19 protein-coding genes are annotated in these 16409 nt (G+C 38.7%); 14 read left to right on the top strand and 5 right to left on the bottom strand.

The features are described from left to right. Window positions 1-195, bottom strand: a 195-nt coding sequence (locus F607_RS0119370) for a transposase (RefSeq protein ID WP_027709409.1), incomplete at its 3' end; no start/stop codon positions are given. 273 nt (window positions 196-468) lie between these two features. Here F607_RS0119370 and F607_RS0119365 point away from each other — a divergent pair. The 4 genes from F607_RS0119365 (at window position 469) to F607_RS0119350 (ending at window position 2331) form a co-directional block, all read left to right on the top strand. Continuing rightward, window positions 469-924: an MFS transporter gene (locus F607_RS0119365; protein ID WP_084611332.1), complete on the top strand. Its 456-nt coding sequence runs from the start codon at window positions 469-471 to the stop codon at window positions 922-924. 17 nt (window positions 925-941) lie between these two features. Further along, on the top strand, window positions 942-1187 hold the full coding sequence (locus F607_RS0119360; protein WP_027709407.1) for a SidA/IucD/PvdA family monooxygenase: 246 nt from the start codon (window positions 942-944) through the stop codon (window positions 1185-1187). Window positions 1188-1293: 106 nt separating this feature from the next. Next, the gene (locus F607_RS34230; protein ID WP_157365539.1) at window positions 1294-1440 is read left to right on the top strand and encodes a hypothetical protein; all 147 of its coding nucleotides are present in this window, start codon (window positions 1294-1296) and stop codon (window positions 1438-1440) included. A gap of 228 nt (window positions 1441-1668) precedes the next feature. Next, window positions 1669-2331 carry a nitroreductase family protein gene (locus F607_RS0119350; RefSeq protein WP_027709406.1) on the top strand — a complete coding sequence of 221 codons (663 nt, stop codon included), beginning with the start codon at window positions 1669-1671 and terminating at the stop codon, window positions 2329-2331. An 89-nt stretch (window positions 2332-2420) separates the two neighbouring features. On the opposite strand, the gene F607_RS0119345 is transcribed toward F607_RS0119350, so the two are convergent. The 3 genes from F607_RS0119345 to F607_RS30615 form a co-directional block, all read right to left on the bottom strand. After that, a complete protein-coding gene (locus tag F607_RS0119345; RefSeq protein WP_084611331.1) occupies window positions 2421-3947 on the bottom strand; it encodes an aldehyde dehydrogenase family protein in 1527 nt (508 codons plus the stop codon). Window positions 3948-4013: 66 nt separating this feature from the next. Then, complete coding sequence (locus F607_RS0119340) at window positions 4014-4451, bottom strand: hypothetical protein (RefSeq protein WP_027709404.1); 438 nt, start codon at window positions 4449-4451, stop codon at window positions 4014-4016. Further along, window positions 4408-5850 (bottom strand): GMC family oxidoreductase N-terminal domain-containing protein, encoded by a 1443-nt coding sequence (locus F607_RS30615; RefSeq protein ID WP_051311645.1) that lies wholly within the window; start codon window positions 5848-5850, stop codon window positions 4408-4410. Before F607_RS30615 ends, F607_RS0119340 begins: the two co-directional genes overlap by 44 nt. Before the next feature lie 387 nt (window positions 5851-6237). Here F607_RS30615 and F607_RS0119325 point away from each other — a divergent pair, with 387 nt between their 5' ends. From F607_RS0119325 to F607_RS0119305, 5 genes are all read left to right on the top strand, one after another. Continuing rightward, the gene (locus F607_RS0119325; RefSeq protein WP_027709403.1) at window positions 6238-7155 is read left to right on the top strand and encodes a PEP-CTERM sorting domain-containing protein; all 918 of its coding nucleotides are present in this window, start codon (window positions 6238-6240) and stop codon (window positions 7153-7155) included. A gap of 211 nt (window positions 7156-7366) precedes the next feature. Further along, window positions 7367-8293, top strand: coding sequence for a hypothetical protein (locus tag F607_RS0119320; RefSeq protein ID WP_133296012.1), 927 nt, complete (start codon window positions 7367-7369; stop codon window positions 8291-8293). Between the two features lie 356 nt (window positions 8294-8649). After that, a complete protein-coding gene (locus F607_RS0119315; RefSeq protein WP_027709401.1) occupies window positions 8650-8889 on the top strand; it encodes a FeoA family protein in 240 nt (79 codons plus the stop codon). Next, window positions 8886-11240 (top strand): Fe(2+) transporter permease subunit FeoB, encoded by a 2355-nt coding sequence (feoB, locus tag F607_RS0119310; RefSeq protein WP_027709400.1) that lies wholly within the window; start codon window positions 8886-8888, stop codon window positions 11238-11240. The genes F607_RS0119315 and feoB overlap by 4 nt, the downstream gene beginning before the upstream one ends. 3 nt (window positions 11241-11243) lie before the next feature. Next, on the top strand, window positions 11244-11495 hold the full coding sequence (locus F607_RS0119305) for a FeoC-like transcriptional regulator (RefSeq protein WP_027709399.1): 252 nt from the start codon (window positions 11244-11246) through the stop codon (window positions 11493-11495). A gap of 298 nt (window positions 11496-11793) precedes the next feature. Here F607_RS0119305 and F607_RS0119300 read toward each other — a convergent pair whose 3' ends face one another. Next, window positions 11794-12183 carry a hypothetical protein gene (locus F607_RS0119300; protein WP_027709398.1) on the bottom strand — a complete coding sequence of 130 codons (390 nt, stop codon included), beginning with the start codon at window positions 12181-12183 and terminating at the stop codon, window positions 11794-11796. A gap of 369 nt (window positions 12184-12552) precedes the next feature. On the opposite strand from F607_RS0119300, the gene F607_RS30610 reads away from it, so the two are divergent. From F607_RS30610 to F607_RS30600, 5 genes are all read left to right on the top strand, one after another. Next, window positions 12553-13236, top strand: coding sequence for a TIGR02117 family protein (locus tag F607_RS30610; protein WP_211233676.1), 684 nt, complete (start codon window positions 12553-12555; stop codon window positions 13234-13236). A 180-nt stretch (window positions 13237-13416) separates the two neighbouring features. Next, window positions 13417-14103, top strand: coding sequence for a substrate-binding periplasmic protein (locus F607_RS30605; RefSeq protein WP_038291854.1), 687 nt, complete (start codon window positions 13417-13419; stop codon window positions 14101-14103). A gap of 119 nt (window positions 14104-14222) precedes the next feature. After that, window positions 14223-14930, top strand: a complete 708-nt coding sequence (locus F607_RS0119285) for a substrate-binding periplasmic protein (protein WP_211233675.1) — start codon at window positions 14223-14225, stop codon at window positions 14928-14930. A gap of 50 nt (window positions 14931-14980) precedes the next feature. Continuing rightward, window positions 14981-15739 carry a substrate-binding periplasmic protein gene (locus F607_RS0119280; RefSeq protein WP_038291851.1) on the top strand — a complete coding sequence of 253 codons (759 nt, stop codon included), beginning with the start codon at window positions 14981-14983 and terminating at the stop codon, window positions 15737-15739. A 482-nt stretch (window positions 15740-16221) separates the two neighbouring features. After that, the coding region (locus F607_RS30600; protein ID WP_038291850.1) for a transposase family protein at window positions 16222-16409 on the top strand (188 nt) is incomplete at its 3' end.

The raw sequence follows: 16409 nt of genomic DNA, 5'->3' as shown, positions 1-16409 counted from the left end.
GAGAGTTAGGTCATCAAATCCCCGATGACACGCTAGGCAGCGATAACGTTTTCGGGCAATTTGCTTTTGATGATTACCATTGCCTTCTACTTGTTGAGACTGGCAGTGAGGGCAGCTGACGCCATCAGGCCAACGTCTCTGACGAATAAACTGGTAGCATTGCTCATCATTTACCAGTTGTTTGATATTGATCATTCTTTGCTTATTACTGACTTAATTTACCCAAATAGACGTGCATAATACATCTTTGGTTGTATTATATGCTACCCCCTAGGAATCCATATAGAGCCTATTTCAAATAGAAGCTAATTTGAGTGAGAGGATATCGATTAAAGGCATAAACCTTAAAATCACAAAAACAGAAGCTATATTTCCATTCATTATGGTCTTTTTAGGGGCTTGTGTATTTTCCACTATGATGAATTTTCAGACAGAATATGCTGAAAATAGAAGCTTAAACTTTTCTTTATTTTATTTCTCATACTCTTTGTCTGTGGTTTATGCCGAATAGTTTTAGGCGGGGTATTGACTAGCAAAAATCCATTAAGCCCTATGCCTTATCTGCTTTGTCTTATGCTGTTTGGTTTATTGGTAATGATTTTTAATAGTTCAAATAGTATTTTATATTTTGTGAGTGCAGTGTGTTTAGGTACATCGTATGGACTTGCCTATCCACTCATAAAGACATATGCCGTTAAGGTATCTAGTGAAAATGATAGGCATGATGTTCTTTCATTCTTTACACTGAGTTACTTTGTAGGCGTTTATTTTTATCCAATGGTTGCAGGATTTATTTTGTCGCAGTTTGGTGATACTGGGTATTTGTTAAGTCTTTGTATAGCTGTATTTGTTTATTTGTTACTGGTTTTGTCTAGGTTGTCATTTTCAAGAAAATGGTTTGTTGAAGCAGCTAAAAGCATCTAAATATAAAGGGGAGTAAGATGGAACAACAATATGATTTGTTAGGAGTAGGTGCAGGAATATTCAATTTAAGTTTAGCTGCACTTTTATCTGATAATAAAAGTGTTACGAGTCACTTTTTAGATAAGAATACAGATTTAGAATGGTATCCTGGGCTGATGCTCGATAATGCCAAAATGCAGACTTGTTGCATTAAGGATCTCGTAAGTTTGGCTAATCCAGTTAATCGTTATTCTTTTTTAAATTATTTATCATCAAAAGTTTAGTGTTGAGCTCAAGGTGGTAAAGCAAGCTCAGACAATTTGGCACAGGAGTTACTTCATCGATGCCGCAGGTGCAACAGATGTATCCGCAATGTCTAGGCTTGTTTAGTTGCCTGTCAGCTTTGCTGTAGAGTCTGTGTTATCTGGTGATATTAGTGCTGGTGTCTCGGGTGCTCCTGACGCATTGGCCCATGACTGGATCAATAAATTAGAGCTGGCGGGCGAAAAAGTGGAGTATATTGATGTATTAGCATAGAAGACAGCTTGAATATTTCGCTGGGCAACTGATTTGGGCATTTTCTTTGTTACTCACTATACCCAATACGAATGGTTTTTAGGTGCGGCCATCGAGTGACTAAGTCCCATGAGCCTATATTAATAGGTGATTGGGGTGAGGAGTGAAGATAACAAAACCTAGAAATCATTCGTGAAGGGTATATACTAATCAAAAAATGGATAAACTATACCCAAAAGGAATTGACTGATGAAGCCTGCACCATTTATCCCTTTGACGTTTACAGAGTACTCCCCTGAAGACATGCTGCTGCGTTCTCGTCAGTTTTACCAACTTATTAAGCAGCGTCGTACAGTCAGGGATTTTTCAGATAGAGCCGTTGCACGGGAAATTATTGATAATGCGATTTTATCCGCTGGTTCTGCTCCCAGTGGCGCTAATAAGCAGCCTTGGCATTTTGTTGTAGTTAGCAATGAAACTGTCAAAAAAGAAATTCGTCTGGCAGCTGAAGCTGAAGAAAAAGCTTTTTACCAACATCGTGCACCTGAGGAGTGGTTGCACGCTTTAGCGCCTTTAGGTACGGATGAACACAAGCCTTTTCTGGAAACAGCACCATACTTGATTGCAGTGTTTCTTAAGAAGTTTACTTATCATGATGCGCAAAAACAGAAAAACTATTACACAGCTGAATCTGTAGGCATTGCATGTGGAATGTTAATAATAGCCTTACATTATTCTGGGCTTGCAACGTTGACACATACCCCTAGCCCAATGAAGTTTCTTAATACCATTTTACAGCGGCCATCAGATGAACGCCCTTATCTTTTATTGGTCACTGGATATCCTTCAGAACATGCCGAAGTACCCAATATTCAAAAATACTCTTTGTCCGAAGTGTGTGATTATGTCTAGCTACCGTTAACCAGCATTACTTTGTTATTTTTTGATATCCCCCTCTAGTGCTCTAAGCGAGGGGGAAGGGGTTACGTATATACGTTTTTTTAATCACCTCTAGCTTGCTGTGACGTTTTATCGAGCTTACCACCTACTAATGCCAGCTTTATATATTTTAACCAGTCATTGTTAAATAGTGTATCAATTAGCTCACTAAATAATTGATATTTCTTTATTGTATACGGATACCAGTTGGGTTCTTTTTTTGAGCTTTGTTTATCAATGATAATGGCTTTACTACGGGTAAAAGCTAATAAGCCTTCTTCCCCTTTACCTCGGCCAAAGCCACTTTCCTTAACACCGCCAAATGGTAAGGCTGGATTACCTTCCGTCAACATAACATTGTTTATAGAAACTGCACCCGTTTGCAGGGCATGACTAACACGTTGTGCGCGTTTAAGGTCTTTACTCCACACACTTGCGCTTAAACCGTAGGGACTTTGATTCACTAAACGGATTATTTCATCTTCACTATCGAAAGGAATAGCACAAACAACAGGGCCAAATGTTTCTTCTTGCACAATGAGCATATCTTCACTGACATCCGTGATCAAGGTAGGGGGAATCAGTCGGCTTGTCGCAGAAATAGCCTGCCCCACACTAAATAAGTTAGCACCTTTACGTTTAGCATCCTCTAAGTGCTCTTGAATAATTTCTGCTTGAAAGTTTGTGGTGATAGCACCGACATCCGCATTTCCCTGGTCACCTGTGTTTATAACTAACTCTTCCATTGCTTGTTTAAACTGAGTGATAAAGGGGTTAAAAATTGAACGTTGTAGATAAAGTAATTCTACTGATGTACAAGACTGACCGGCATTGGTCATTGCTCCCCATAGTGCTCCAGCCACAGTGCGCTGGATGTTGACGTCTTCAAAAACAATCATAGGATCTTTGCCGCCGAGTTCAACGTCAACGGGTATTAAGTGTTCACTGGCTTGTCGCAGAATTTTCTTTCCTGTCACGGTGCTGCCAGTAAAGAAAATTTTATCGGGTTTGGCATCAATTAATTGTTGGGCAGTTTTTCCATCGCCATAAATGACTTGTATGCAAGAAGCTAATAAAGGTGCAGAAGCAAAAATACGCTCAAGTAAACCTGGCATTGGAGTATGTTCTGAGGGTTTTATAATTGCGCAGTTGCCTGCTAAAAAAGCCCCAATAGCAAAAGTTAGACTGATATGTAGTGGATAATTCCAGGGTGCAATTAATAAAATAACGCCAAAGGGCTCATGCCGAATGCGTGATGATTTACCAAGAAGTGTAATTGGGGTGTGCACTTTTTTTTCTGTTAGAATACGTTTAGCATTAGCACAATTCCAATGTAAATTATCCAATACCCCCAAAATCTCAGATACTAATGCATCAGTGCGTGTTTTACCTGTTGCTTGTGTTAACTCGTCAGTAATACTTTCTCGATTTATACGAATATATTCAATAACACGTTTAACTTCTGTAATGCGTTGTTTGATGGAATAAACCTGATTATTTTGGAAAGTCAGTCGAGCGTGTTGAAGCGCTTGTTCAGGTGATAACGATGTTCCATCTTGAGTCATTGTGGAAGAAGAATATTGAAACATTAAGCTATCCTTAGTCGAGCATTTAGTTTCACTATACCGTTAACGAATGATGATAGGGCTTTATTGTCAGCCTTCTTGTCTTTTAACGTTAAGGGGAGTTTCAATAGGTCTTGGAGGGGAGACCTGATAACCAATTTTGCTGTGAACACTACTGTATTCATTAAAATCTGTAGATAATCCAGAATAATATAACGACATAAGAAGCCCTTTTGTAGCAAACTCAAATTGCCTGAAAGGGGTTCCCAATATACCAGGTAATTTGGCTAGTTTTAAAATTCCTGGTAACAATATATGCAATACTTGCTTAGGCATTATGCACAGTACGGTTAATAGCTTTCTTAGTGCGTTTACATCGTCTGGATGTGTTGCCTGTAAAACAGTATCAATTTGAGATAGGCAACCTGTTGAGGAGAAATTGGGTAGACTATTATCACCAGGAATTAGAATGTCACCCATTTTTTTAAGCGTATTCAGTTGATGTTGCTGTAGATATTTGGATGTCATTAGTCGTCTTCTGTAATTGAGTATGTTGTCTCAGCAGGTATTGGCTTGCTCTATGGGCAAGCGCCATAATGGTTAATGAGGGATTAATACCTGGCGCAATAGGAAAAATTGAACCATCTACAATAGACAGCCGTGGCTCACCCCATACCCCAAATCGTTCATTTACCACTGATGAATGGCTATTGTTTCCTATAGCACAACCTCCCATTAAGTGTAGGCCAATTGGATAAGTTGGTTGCTCTTTATGTGATACATTTAATTGATTAAACATTTCAAAAACGACATCCTTTCCACTATTCACTTTTTGTTTATCGGTATCTCCCAATATTTTATGGATAGCAAGCCGATTATTTTTCAGCGTAATAAAACCAGGGCACTCGTCGCGAATAGCAACCTCGATACAGGCTAAATAGCGAAATTTTTGCATAAACTGTTGATGGTCAAGACCATAACCGGACTTTAGTAGTGCAATACCAATGGGGCGAGCAAATACATTTTCAAGTTTAAAGCCTTGTTTACGAAACCGGACATCAGTGGATTTAATCCCTTGAAAGTTACCTATATGTGCATCGACAGGATCTTTACATTGGGCTAAATACATAAACTGAGGGTGACAATAAAAACCTTTACCAAGGGCTGGCAGTTTGTTAGCGAAACCTGTGCGTAAAAGAATTTCGGTAGTACCTAATGCACCAGCAGACAATATACAGTGGCGAGCATTAATAACCTTAGGTCCAGTTATATGATTTCCATAAATGGAAATTATGCTTTTTCCTGGAATAATATTTTTCACATGATACTGGCTGATTAACTTGAGCTTTTGTCGCAAAGCCAGCTTAAGAAAAGTGGCTGGCATACTTTGCTTCGAGTTTCGATTACAGCCACCAAGGCAAACAATACAGTCCATGTTATTGCAGTAAGATTGTCCTCGTTGCAGCGGCGCATAGTTCAGCTTCAGCTTATCGAAACTTTTTGCATAGAGTTTCGCATTATTATTCCAGTGAGCTTGGCTAATGGTTTGAATTGAGAGTTGTTCTTCTATCGCTAAGTAATGTGGATGCATTATTTCGTTGGTGAACCAGGAAACATTGCTAGCTTGCTTAAACAGATTCCAGGCAAACGTGTCAAAATGATCTAACAAACACTGATTAATCACGGTACCACCGCCTACCGTTTTGCCGCGCAATAAAATCAGATTGGCTTGTGTATTCAGATCAGCTCCACCATGCCACATAAGCTGACTGTTAGCGGTTAACTCATCTACTGGGTATTCACCAGATGAAAATGACTTGCCAGCTTCAACTAAACAGACACTGGCACCGGCCTGGGTTAAGTAGAATGAAAGTACACTCCCTGCAGCACCAGAGCCTACTATCACATAATCAAATATCTCATTCATGGGGCTAATGTCCTTATTTTTATTCTTTGTTGAGGACATAGAAAGGTTTTACTACAGGTTTATTAAAGTAATAATTTTATAACTTTAGAAAAACAAATAGATTATGAAAATAATAGTAAAGTTATATTTAGATTTTATTAAAAATAGAAGTTTGCTTTAAGATTGTTCTTGGCTTTTTTGGGATGTTTTTTTGATGATTTGAAGCTGTGGGTAATAAATATTGTGTTCTGAATGCTTATCAAAAATAATGTGACTAAATGGTTTTAAGTGGTTTGCTTTTAGTATCTGGTTGAAAAATAGAAAGAAAAATAAATTGGCATTATCCATGCGTTCTTAGCCAGTGAGAATTGCTTTTGGGTATTTTTTTTGTGTTGATGGGAGGGGTTGATGAAAAAGTTTAAGGCACTGGCATTATCTGCTGCAATTGGTTGTTCTGCGTTCGCAGCGCAATCTGCATTAGCTGGGTTTTTGGATTTTGCGTTGGTAGATGATACCGGCGTTTTTCAAAACCCTGTTGTTACAGCTCCAGGTATTCCACCTGCAACCATTGTCAATGATTTTGCATTTAATGGTGGTCTGGATACGCGTAGCACATTATTTTGGGGAGAACCTTCTAATTTAAGCGGGTTAAACCCTGGGCTTGAGCAAAGTAATCTGGACTTGGTAAGTCATAAATCTGTTTCAATTGATACCTTAGGTGACCCCTATGAGCTATCAATTCTTACACATAATAATAATGTTGTAAGTATAACGGCTGCAACTTTAGGGACTGCACAAATTCTAGGTGCTTTATCGGTTAGCAGTAGCATGGGTGTATTAGGAGATATTTTCCTGAAAACACCAGGTGGAGATGTACCACTAGGATTATTGAGTGCTGGTTTGGTATTAGACCCTGATGTACCAGATGATATTGTACCTCCAGCTGATTATGCTACAACCATTATTAGTTTATTTGATATAGGCTTTACTGAAACGCCTAACTTTGTGCCTTGTGATCCTCCAAATCCATTCGGCTCAACTTGCGATGACTTTTTTAGTTTGATGACCGATGGAGGCTTTCCACTGCACTTTGATGTGTATATAGATGATAAGCTACATGATTTGTTTATCTATTCATCATTTGATGCAGATGGCTCAACTATTGAAACCGGTCCCTTGTATTACACGCCGGAGGTTGCTGCAACTGATTTATACACATTTGCACGTTTAACACTTATTCCTGAGCCTTCAAGTATAGGGATAATGCTCACATGTCTATTGGGTGCTGTAGGAGGTTTAGCTGTAAGACGAAGAAAAAAACAGTAAGTCATATACTTACGGTGAAGATTTTAGTGTCTTAACATGAAGGGGGAGAGTCATTCCCCTTTTTTTTGTTTGTCTGTTTTTTTTTCAATAATGAAATGAGTGAATTTAAGCTCAAAAATTAAGGTTTTGTTTCACTTTGATTTTTATTTTATGGCATTTTTTGTGCTCATGACTTTCTTGTTTCTATTGCGTACTGAAATGGGGAAATTCCATGAGACTAATGTCGTATGTCGTGATGCTGATATGTAGCACGACAGTTATGTTGTCGGTGGCTGTACAGGCTACGATGCTGAAGCTGGAATTGGTGCCGAGCAGTGGTTTTTTTCAAAATCCTGCGTTAACGCCAGACCCAGGTCCTCCTGCTGTCATTGTGACTGATCCTGTGGCTGAAGGTGGCACTGCAACGGTGAGCTCTTTGGTGTGGGGTGAACCATCTGATGAGTCTGGGATAAATCCTGATTTGTTGCAAAGCTCAATGGTATTAACCAGTTACCATGAAATTGCGATGAGTGCTGATGGTTCACCAGCGAAAATCTCTCAGTTGGTCCATAACAATAATGTGCTTAATCCTACTGCAGCCACTTTACTGTCAGCTCAAATATTAGGGGCGTTAAGTTTATCGAGTACTGATGGTCCTGTGTCGGATGTATTTGTTAATCATAGTAGTTTAGGGTTGATTCCTTTAGTTGACTTAACACTTGCCTTACTTGCCAGTCCGGATGTAGCGGATGATTTAGTTCCTGCTGGTGAAGAAGGTACTACGTTAATTAGTCTTTTCAACCTGGCTTTTAATGAAACCTTTAATGATCCTGGGTTTTGTATTTTTGGTAACCCAAGAGGATCTTTTTGTGATGACTTTTTTTTACTCACTACAGAAGGAGGATTTCCCGTATTTATTGAGTTATTAATTGATGGACTCCCTCATGAGCTGCTGATTTATTCATCGTTTGATGAAACAGGTACTTCCGCTGAACCTGGGCCTAATTACTTTACTGCAGAAAATGCCAGTACCACGTTATATACCTTTGCTCGGTTAAGTCCTTTATCTATTCCAGAGCCCAGTGTGGTTTTTTTGATTGGCATCTTATTAGTCTTGTTGGCAGGTTACCGGATATCAAGGCGAATCGCTAAGCGTTAATTATTCTCATAGCAATTCTCACGCTACAGCTCTATGAATAGTAGAGCTTTTTCAAGCCCTCCAGGCCACAAGGATGTGTTTTTTTCTCCCCTTAAAAACATTACAAAAAATAAGTGATTTGTTGTACGCTCTCCTGTATATTAGCGAAATGATAATGAATAGCATTTCTTTGATACGTATCAATATGGCTATTCATGGCTTTGCTAAAGTGGCAGCATCATAAGTTCTATTTCTGCTCATTGTCGGGCAGATTTTTTGGGTCTTTTGATGCGTGTGATTCTCATTCGTTCTTATATTCTTATTTGTATTGGCTCTGAGCAGTATCATTCATTAATTAGTAAAGAGTTCAGCCCAGCATGGACACAGCAACCCTTCAAGACCTTTCTGTAGGGCAAAGCGCTACAGTATTGGCAATTAGTAATGACAATCCTGCCTATCGACGACAGTTATTAGCTATGGGGTTGATTCCTGGAACCTCATTAACCTTAGTACGTGTTGCTCCGCTGGGAGATCCCATGGAGTTGGAAGTGCGTGGTTTTAAGCTGAGCTTACGCAGAGCTGAGGCAAAGGCTGTTACAGTGGAGGTGAGTTCATGACTGTAGCGGAGCATTCGCAGGCAACAGTGTGTGTGGTGGGTAATCCAAACTGCGGTAAAACCTCACTATTTAATGCGCTGACTGGGGCGAGACAGAAGGTTGGTAACTGGGCTGGTGTCACGGTTGAAAAGAAAACCGGACAGTATAGGTTTAATGAGCAGTCCATAGAGCTGGTTGACTTGCCTGGCACTTATTCGCTGGATGTCATTGATGAAACAGTGTCTTTGGATGAAAAGATTGCCCGAGACTATGTCATTTCTAATGAAGCTGATCTGATTGTTAATATTATTGATGCCGCTAATTTCCAACGGAATTTGTATTTAACACTGCAACTGCTGGAAATGGGTAAGCCCATGCTAGTAGTGTTAAATATGATGGATATGCTTAGTCGTGATGGTAAGCAGATTGATTGTGCCAAACTGGCTGAGCTACTGGGTTGTCCTGTTGTTCCTGTGGTTGCCAGCAGAAAAAAAGGTATTACTGAGCTGAAACAGGCCATTAATGAATACCTTGCTAGCCCAAAATCTATTCCCCCAACATTTTCCTTTTGCGCTCCCATTGAACAAGCGATTGAGGCAATTGAACCGCAGCTTGCTGAGACATCAGTTGAATTATCAGCATCCACTTCTCGACGTTGGCTGACGATAAAATTATTAGAAGGGGAGCTGGCATTACCCATTCGTCTAGATCATACAACACATGACTTGTTGCTACGCCATCGAGCAGAAATTATAGAAAGCCAGCAAGAAGATCTGGATATTTTAATTGCTAATGATCGCTATCAGCATATTGCTAGATTGGCTGAGCAAACAATTAGTACAACCCGCCCAGCTAGTGCACATGTATCAGAGCTAATCGATCGAGCGGTTTTAAATCGCTGGTTGGGATTTCCCATCTTTTTGCTGGTCATGTATGTCATGTTTATGTTCACCATCAACATTGGCAGCGCGTTCATTGACTTGTTTGATATTTTGGCTGGTACGCTATTTGTGGATGGTGTGGGTTATCTTCTGTCATCTATCAGTGCGCCAGACTGGTTAAATACATTGTTGGCACAGGGTGTTGGCGGGGGTATTCAAACTGTAGCGACATTTATACCCGTTATCGGTTGTTTATTTTTATTTTTATCAATACTGGAAGACTCTGGTTACATGGCACGTGCTGCCTTTGTTATGGACCGGTTAATGCGCTACTTGGGGCTACCAGGGAAGTCTTTTGTACCTATGTTAATAGGCTTTGGCTGTAATGTGCCATCGGTAATGGCTGCCCGCACTTTGGAAAATGAGCGCGATCGCTTTTTAACGATTATTATGGCGCCTTTTATGTCCTGTGGAGCCAGGTTGCCGGTTTATGCACTGTTTGCTGTTGCTTTTTTTCCTGATAATGGCCAGAACATTGTTTTTGCCTTATATCTCATTGGTATTACAACAGCTGTCGCTACTGGACTATTGATGAAGAGAACGTTGCTTCCAGGTGAGAGCGTTCACTTTATTATGGAGCTACCAGACTACCACATGCCTTCATTTACATCCGTATGTATTCGGACTTGGGATCGACTCCGTTCATTTATTACCAAAGCCGGTAAAATGATTGTGATGGTGGTCATGGTGCTAAGTATGTTGAACTCTATTGGTACTGATGGCTCATTTGGAAATGAAAATACAGAGCGCTCTTTATTAAGTCAAATTGGACAACAAATAACACCTTTGTTTAAACCTATTGGTCTCACAGAAGAAAACTGGCCAGCGACGGTAGGCATTTTTACGGGGATCTTTGCTAAAGAAGCTGTTGTAGGGACATTGGATGCAATGTACACCCAAATGAGTTCAAGTGAGAGCGAAGCAGAAAGTGCTGAATATGATTTGCTGGGTGGTATTCAGGAAGCGTTTGCGACAGTACCAGCAAACTTGTCAGATGCAGTAGGTGCATGGGTTGACCCACTAGGACTTAATATTGGTGAGACACATGATAAGGAGACGGCTGCTGAGGAGCAAGAAGTCAGCACTTCTACCTATACTATTATGCAAACGCTATTTGGTAGTTCTGCTGCAGCATTTGCTTATCTGCTATTTATTCTTCTTTACACTCCTTGTGTTGCTGCGATTGGTGCTATTTATCGAGAAACCAGTGGCCGATGGTCTTTGTTTGTAAGTTTATGGACACTTCTCATGGCTTACACGGTGGCCGGTGTTTACTACCAAATAAGCACCTTTGCTAGTCATCCGGAAAGTTCGCTGATGTGGTCATTAGGCTTAGTTATCGCATTTTTAACTACTTTGTTTGGTATGCGATATTACGCTCAAAGTCAAAGAGAAGAGTTAAGTTATCAGGCCGAATCAGTAGTGGATTAAACCATGTTGCTTGATTTAAGAAACTACATTAAACAGCGTGGCTCAGTTTCTTTACTGGAACTGAGCCAGCACTTTTCGACACCTGCTGATGCTTTACGTGGTATGTTGCAACACTGGTTGCGTAAAGGTGTCATTCAAATAACAGGTAATGTCGGGTGTCAAAAAGGCTGTTGTGGCTGTGACCCTGCCCAAGTGGAAATTTACCACTGGCAAGGACAAGATACGAATAAAATAATCTGCTGTCATATCGATTAATATCCCCAATACGAATGGTTTTTAGGTGCGGCCATCGAGTGACGCAATCCCATGAGTCTATATTAGAAGTTCCATGAGTCTATATTAATAGGTGATTGGGGTGAGGAATGAAGACAGGGCAATGGCATATAAAAAGCGTTTGTGGTGATTATCGGTTGTGCTCATACAATGCTTGAATTAATTTGCTCCTCCTGCAGTAGAGACCTGGGATGGTCTGCTACTGCGTGTGGGAAGAACAAATTAATTTATTACATTGACACACTCTCCTGAATGCGTTTCAGGATTCAATCTTGCTTCCTTATCTTGTCAATTGATCGTTGATCGTGTGGTAAAGCTTATTTACCCAACGATTATAATTTCGGTGAATCTTGCCATTAGCGTGCTTAAGGTTACGACTATCCATGTAACGAATATTTACAGAACGTCTATTGTAAGTAATGTGCACCTTAGCATAGTGGCTTCTGACATTGATTGTGGCGATGATACTACCATCACGTTGTATAGATGGGTTCCAACCTCGTGTTTGACAAGCCCGAACAATAGCGCTTCTTACTTTGTGTAACTGGTAAGGGTAACCTTGCATGGTGGTGGGTAATACGCCACCTTCAATGTTGTGAACACGGGCAGATGTGCAGGATATTAGAAATAGAACAGCGAAAATAGTTACAAATGTCTTTAAGGTTTTCATTACTTCTCCTTTATTACTTTATAATACCTTCAATGAAGGAGGTATATATACCCACCAGCATAGCTATACTTTGCTAGTGTTAGTATGGGTATGAATATTAATTCTTATAAAGAGTTTAAGAAAAAATTAAAGAAATTGTTTGTGTGCATATTTAATAATTGACACCCATCACGAATATCTATTTTTTAAAAAATTTAAGGCGAGATAACAAAATACATTTGAAAAATGTTGTGACGTATACCCAAAATGATGAGTATAGGTTTTTTGACTGGTATTCGATAGGGTTTGATAAAAAGCTAACATGTGTTTTCTTTTTTTTACTATTCAGAATTCAGGTATAGGCGCAGAATGCTTGTATGCAATAATATAATGAAATATGGTGTATTGTTTTGTGTTTTTATGTTAATGGCCGCCTGTTCTTCAAAGCCATATGTTATTAATTACCAACACAGTAATAATCCACATGTTGAAAAGAGTAATCTTGTTCGAGCGTCGTTGAAACGGTCTTATGTTGTTTATTTAGTGAGTAATGGTTGGCATTCTGGGTTTGTCGTTCCTGCCAAAGAGCTTCAGTCCAAAATGCCTGCTTTGGTGGAACGGTTTGGTGAAACTCCTTACTTAGAAATAGGTTGGGGAGATAAAGGATTCTATCAAGCAAAAGAAATCACGACAGGTATTACTTTAAAAGCAATATTTTGGCCTTCTGGATCAGTTGTTCATGTTGTTGCTGTGCCAGATGATATAGAAAACTTTTTTTCAGGCAGTGATATTGAAAAACTTTGTTTAGATGAACAAGATTTTCAATCGCTTATACATTTTATTAGCCATAGTTTTGCTCGAAATAAGCAGGAAGAGGTTGTCTCGCTTAAGCAGGGAATATATGGAGATAGTCAGTTTTATGAAGGTGAGGGTGATTACTATATGATGAATACCTGTAATAGCTGGACAGCTAAAGGACTTAAAAGTGCGGGCCTTGACATCTTTGTAACATTCAAGCTTACTGCTGATAGTGTAATGAGAACGGTTAAAGGAAATAACAACAGTTGTCTATGATGAGGCAAAAGCCGTTTTCTAAGCTACCTTTAAACAGCATTCACACTATCCTTGGTGTTCAAGAGCGCTGACAACAAATCCTAAAATGGATTCGCTAAGCGTATAAAATGGGTATAAAAAATATGAAGTCTTTGTACTAACATTAGGATATTGAAGTGTATCAGTGCCAGAGGGTGGATTATGAAATCTTTTTTTTTAGTACTTATTCTTATATATAGCTTTAGTGTAAAAGCAGACGATTTAAATTTCGTTACCTTAGAGTTTCCTCCTATTGCGTATACCGATGATAACAAAGAACCAACTGGATTTGCAGTCGATGCGGTAAGACGTATTTCAGATAAACTTGGTCGCAAGGTAAGTATTAAAGTATTGCCTTGGACAAGGGGGTTAAATATGGTCAAGAATGGTGAAGCTGATGCTATTTTTACCATATATAAGAATAAAGAACGAGAACAGTTCATAGATTTTACTCAGGAAATTTTTGTACCACAAACATTGAGTTTTTATATAAATGCTAGTTCATCAATTGATCAGGGAAAAGATATGGAGCTTGAGGTTCTTAAAAAATATAAAATAGGCGTGATCTCAACGATTAGTTACGGAAAAAAGTTTGATGGTATTAAGTCTAATCTAAATCTAAGCTCTGCTACAAATCTTCTTTCAAACTTTAAAAAGCTTTTGGCGGGTAGGATTGATATTGTACCATCGAATACTTATGTAGGTGATTATACACTTGCTCAAAATAAGAAAGTACTCAAGGGGAAAGTGATAAAAGTCGTTACACCATTTGATAGTGTTCCAAGTTACATTGGGTTTTCTAAGAAAAATAACTTAGGTAGTATCAGAGATCAGTTCGATCAAGAATAAAGAAAAATGAGTAGTGAAGACTGGATAAAAAAATCAATGTTAAACTATCAATAAATAAATACATTTTTTGAGTAATGTGTAAAGTAATATGGCTTTACTTTTGTGTGTTGAAGTGTCTATTGATTGGTACTTTATCGGCTCGTGAAGAGCTGGAGTTAGTCACATTACAATACCCCCCCTATGAGTATAAAGACGGTGATACTGTAAAAGGTATTGCTGTTGATATTGTCAAAGAAGCATTTAGAAGAATACACCAACCAATCAGAATTGAAATACATCCTTGGGCAAGAGCAATAAAGAAAATCAAAATGGGGGATGCTGATGCTATATTTACAGCTTTTAAAACGCCTGAGCGGGAGCTATTTGCGGATTACTCTAATGAAGTGCTCATTAATCAGGTTATATCTTTGTATACACTAAAAAAACATCCTATTAAGTTTGATGGTAACTTAACGGCGTTGGCACGATATAGGTTTGGAGTAGTAAGAAAAGTGAGCTATGGGGATACTTTTGATCGAGCTTTAAAGGATGATGTTATTAAATTCATTATGATTTCCAACTCTGGTGAGAGTAATTTTCAAATGCTATTAATTGGCAGAGTTGATATAGTTGTGAGTAATCAGCATGGCGCAAAATACATATTGACGGAGTTAGGAAGCCAAAATAAAGTTAAAGAATTGAACCCACCACTTCAAAGTACTCCAAGCTATATTGCTTTTTCAAAAAAAAGAAAATTAACCAATATTAGAGATCAACTTGATAAAGCTTTAAAAGATATGAAAGAGGATGGTGCCTATCAGGCAATTATTAATAGATATCAAATGTGATAGTTATTAAGTATATATCCACTGCGAAGAATTTTTTCTAGAGTACTACAATGAACAGAATAGTGGTGATTTTGATCGGTTGTTTTTTCTCTGGACTGCTTTGGGCAGAAGCAAAGGTGTTATATGCTGATTATAGGCACCGGCCACCAGAAATGGTAAGAGTTGTAAAAACCAACACATTTTATGGGCCATTGAGAGATATATTGGAAGAAGCGGCTGGAAAAATTGGTTATACAATAAGCTGGAGGTTTGCTCCTTTTCCAAGGAGTTTAGAAGACTTGAAACATGGTAGGATTGATATAATACCGAGGACGATAAAAACCAAAGAGCGGGAACCATATGTTCTATACCTGGGGCCAATTGGTTACCAACAAAAGGATATTCACTTTCTGGTCACAAAAGGTATGGAAAGCTCAATTAATAGCTATGATGATTTGTATCAGTTTAGAATTGGAGTAAAACGGAGAACAGCGTATTTTCCTAAATTTGACAAGGATGGGCAAATCCGAAAAGTAGTAGCCCTTGATGATAAGAATATGGCTGAAATGATTGTAAAAAATCGTTTTTCTGTGATGATTATTTTGGATACAGATGCTATAGAGTCTGCACTGGCGAAACTCGATTATAGTAATTATGCATATGCAAACTATAAATATGTTCAAAAGATTGGAAATTACTATGGGATGTCTAAGAAATCAATAAATACTGATAAATTTAAATTGCTTAATAGCGCTATAAAAGAAATGGTTGTTGAAGGAAGAGTAACTTATTTTTATGAAAAATATAATATTGATGCTCCATTGAAATAATGCCTTTAATCTGTTTTTTAGAAATTGTACTGTAGATATACCCAAAACGAAGGGTTTTTATACCCCAAGGGCACAAGGATGCGGCCGTCAAGTGATGAAGCCCCTGGGCAATAGCTCCTGCATTGCTCTACTATATGACATCCATGTCATTATGCATAAACTGCATGCCCATCATCCTTAGTGGGCAAAAGTGCTGACAAAAAACCCTAAAAATGATTCGTTTTGGGTATATTAATGTATTAGACTATAAGCTCGATATATTAATGGTTATAGATAACAGCTATGGCGTAATGTTGAGCACCCATTAACATATTTGATATAGAAATATCAATAGGGAACTCATAACCATCTTTACGTTTGGCATAGATAATGCCAGTTCTCTTGCCCATTAATCGAGGGGGGTCATTGCCAGGGCAATCGCATATAAAAATACAACAAAATCAGTATAATAGGATGATTAGCAACTGACTTAGAGCATCACATTGGAAAAAAATAATACAATTGCAGATCATTTTAGTCACTTAGACGACCCTCGAGTTGAACGCCATCGTCGTCATACGTTGGTTGATATCATTACTATTACGATTTGTGCTGCGTTGTGTGGAGCAGATGATTGGGTTGCTATTGAGCGATTTGGTAAGGCCAAGGAAGCATGGTTTCAAGGCTTTCT

It is taken from the genome of Zooshikella ganghwensis DSM 15267 (assembly GCF_000428585.1).
Lineage (GTDB): Bacteria > Pseudomonadota > Gammaproteobacteria > Pseudomonadales > Zooshikellaceae > Zooshikella > Zooshikella ganghwensis.
The sequence above is the reverse complement of the archived record's forward strand: the minus strand, read 5'-3'. Positions and strand labels throughout refer to the sequence as shown.

Coding starts and splice junctions, on each gene's coding strand:
- F607_RS0119360 (WP_027709407.1), top strand. CDS start 942: ATGGAACAACAATATGATTTGTTAGGAGTAGGTGCAGGAATATTCAAT.
- F607_RS0119350 (WP_027709406.1), top strand. CDS start 1,669: ATGAAGCCTGCACCATTTATCCCTTTGACGTTTACAGAGTACTCCCCT.
- F607_RS0119345 (WP_084611331.1), bottom strand. CDS start 3,947: ATGTTTCAATATTCTTCTTCCACAATGACTCAAGATGGAACATCGTTA.
- F607_RS0119340 (WP_027709404.1), bottom strand. CDS start 4,451: ATGACATCCAAATATCTACAGCAACATCAACTGAATACGCTTAAAAAA.
- F607_RS30615 (WP_051311645.1), bottom strand. CDS start 5,850: ATGAATGAGATATTTGATTATGTGATAGTAGGCTCTGGTGCTGCAGGG.
- F607_RS0119325 (WP_027709403.1), top strand. CDS start 6,238: ATGAAAAAGTTTAAGGCACTGGCATTATCTGCTGCAATTGGTTGTTCT.
- F607_RS0119320 (WP_133296012.1), top strand. CDS start 7,367: ATGAGACTAATGTCGTATGTCGTGATGCTGATATGTAGCACGACAGTT.
- F607_RS0119315 (WP_027709401.1), top strand. CDS start 8,650: ATGGACACAGCAACCCTTCAAGACCTTTCTGTAGGGCAAAGCGCTACA.
- feoB (WP_027709400.1), top strand. CDS start 8,886: ATGACTGTAGCGGAGCATTCGCAGGCAACAGTGTGTGTGGTGGGTAAT.
- F607_RS0119305 (WP_027709399.1), top strand. CDS start 11,244: ATGTTGCTTGATTTAAGAAACTACATTAAACAGCGTGGCTCAGTTTCT.
- F607_RS0119300 (WP_027709398.1), bottom strand. CDS start 12,183: ATGAAAACCTTAAAGACATTTGTAACTATTTTCGCTGTTCTATTTCTA.
- F607_RS30610 (WP_211233676.1), top strand. CDS start 12,553: ATGAAATATGGTGTATTGTTTTGTGTTTTTATGTTAATGGCCGCCTGT.
- F607_RS30605 (WP_038291854.1), top strand. CDS start 13,417: ATGAAATCTTTTTTTTTAGTACTTATTCTTATATATAGCTTTAGTGTA.
- F607_RS0119280 (WP_038291851.1), top strand. CDS start 14,981: ATGAACAGAATAGTGGTGATTTTGATCGGTTGTTTTTTCTCTGGACTG.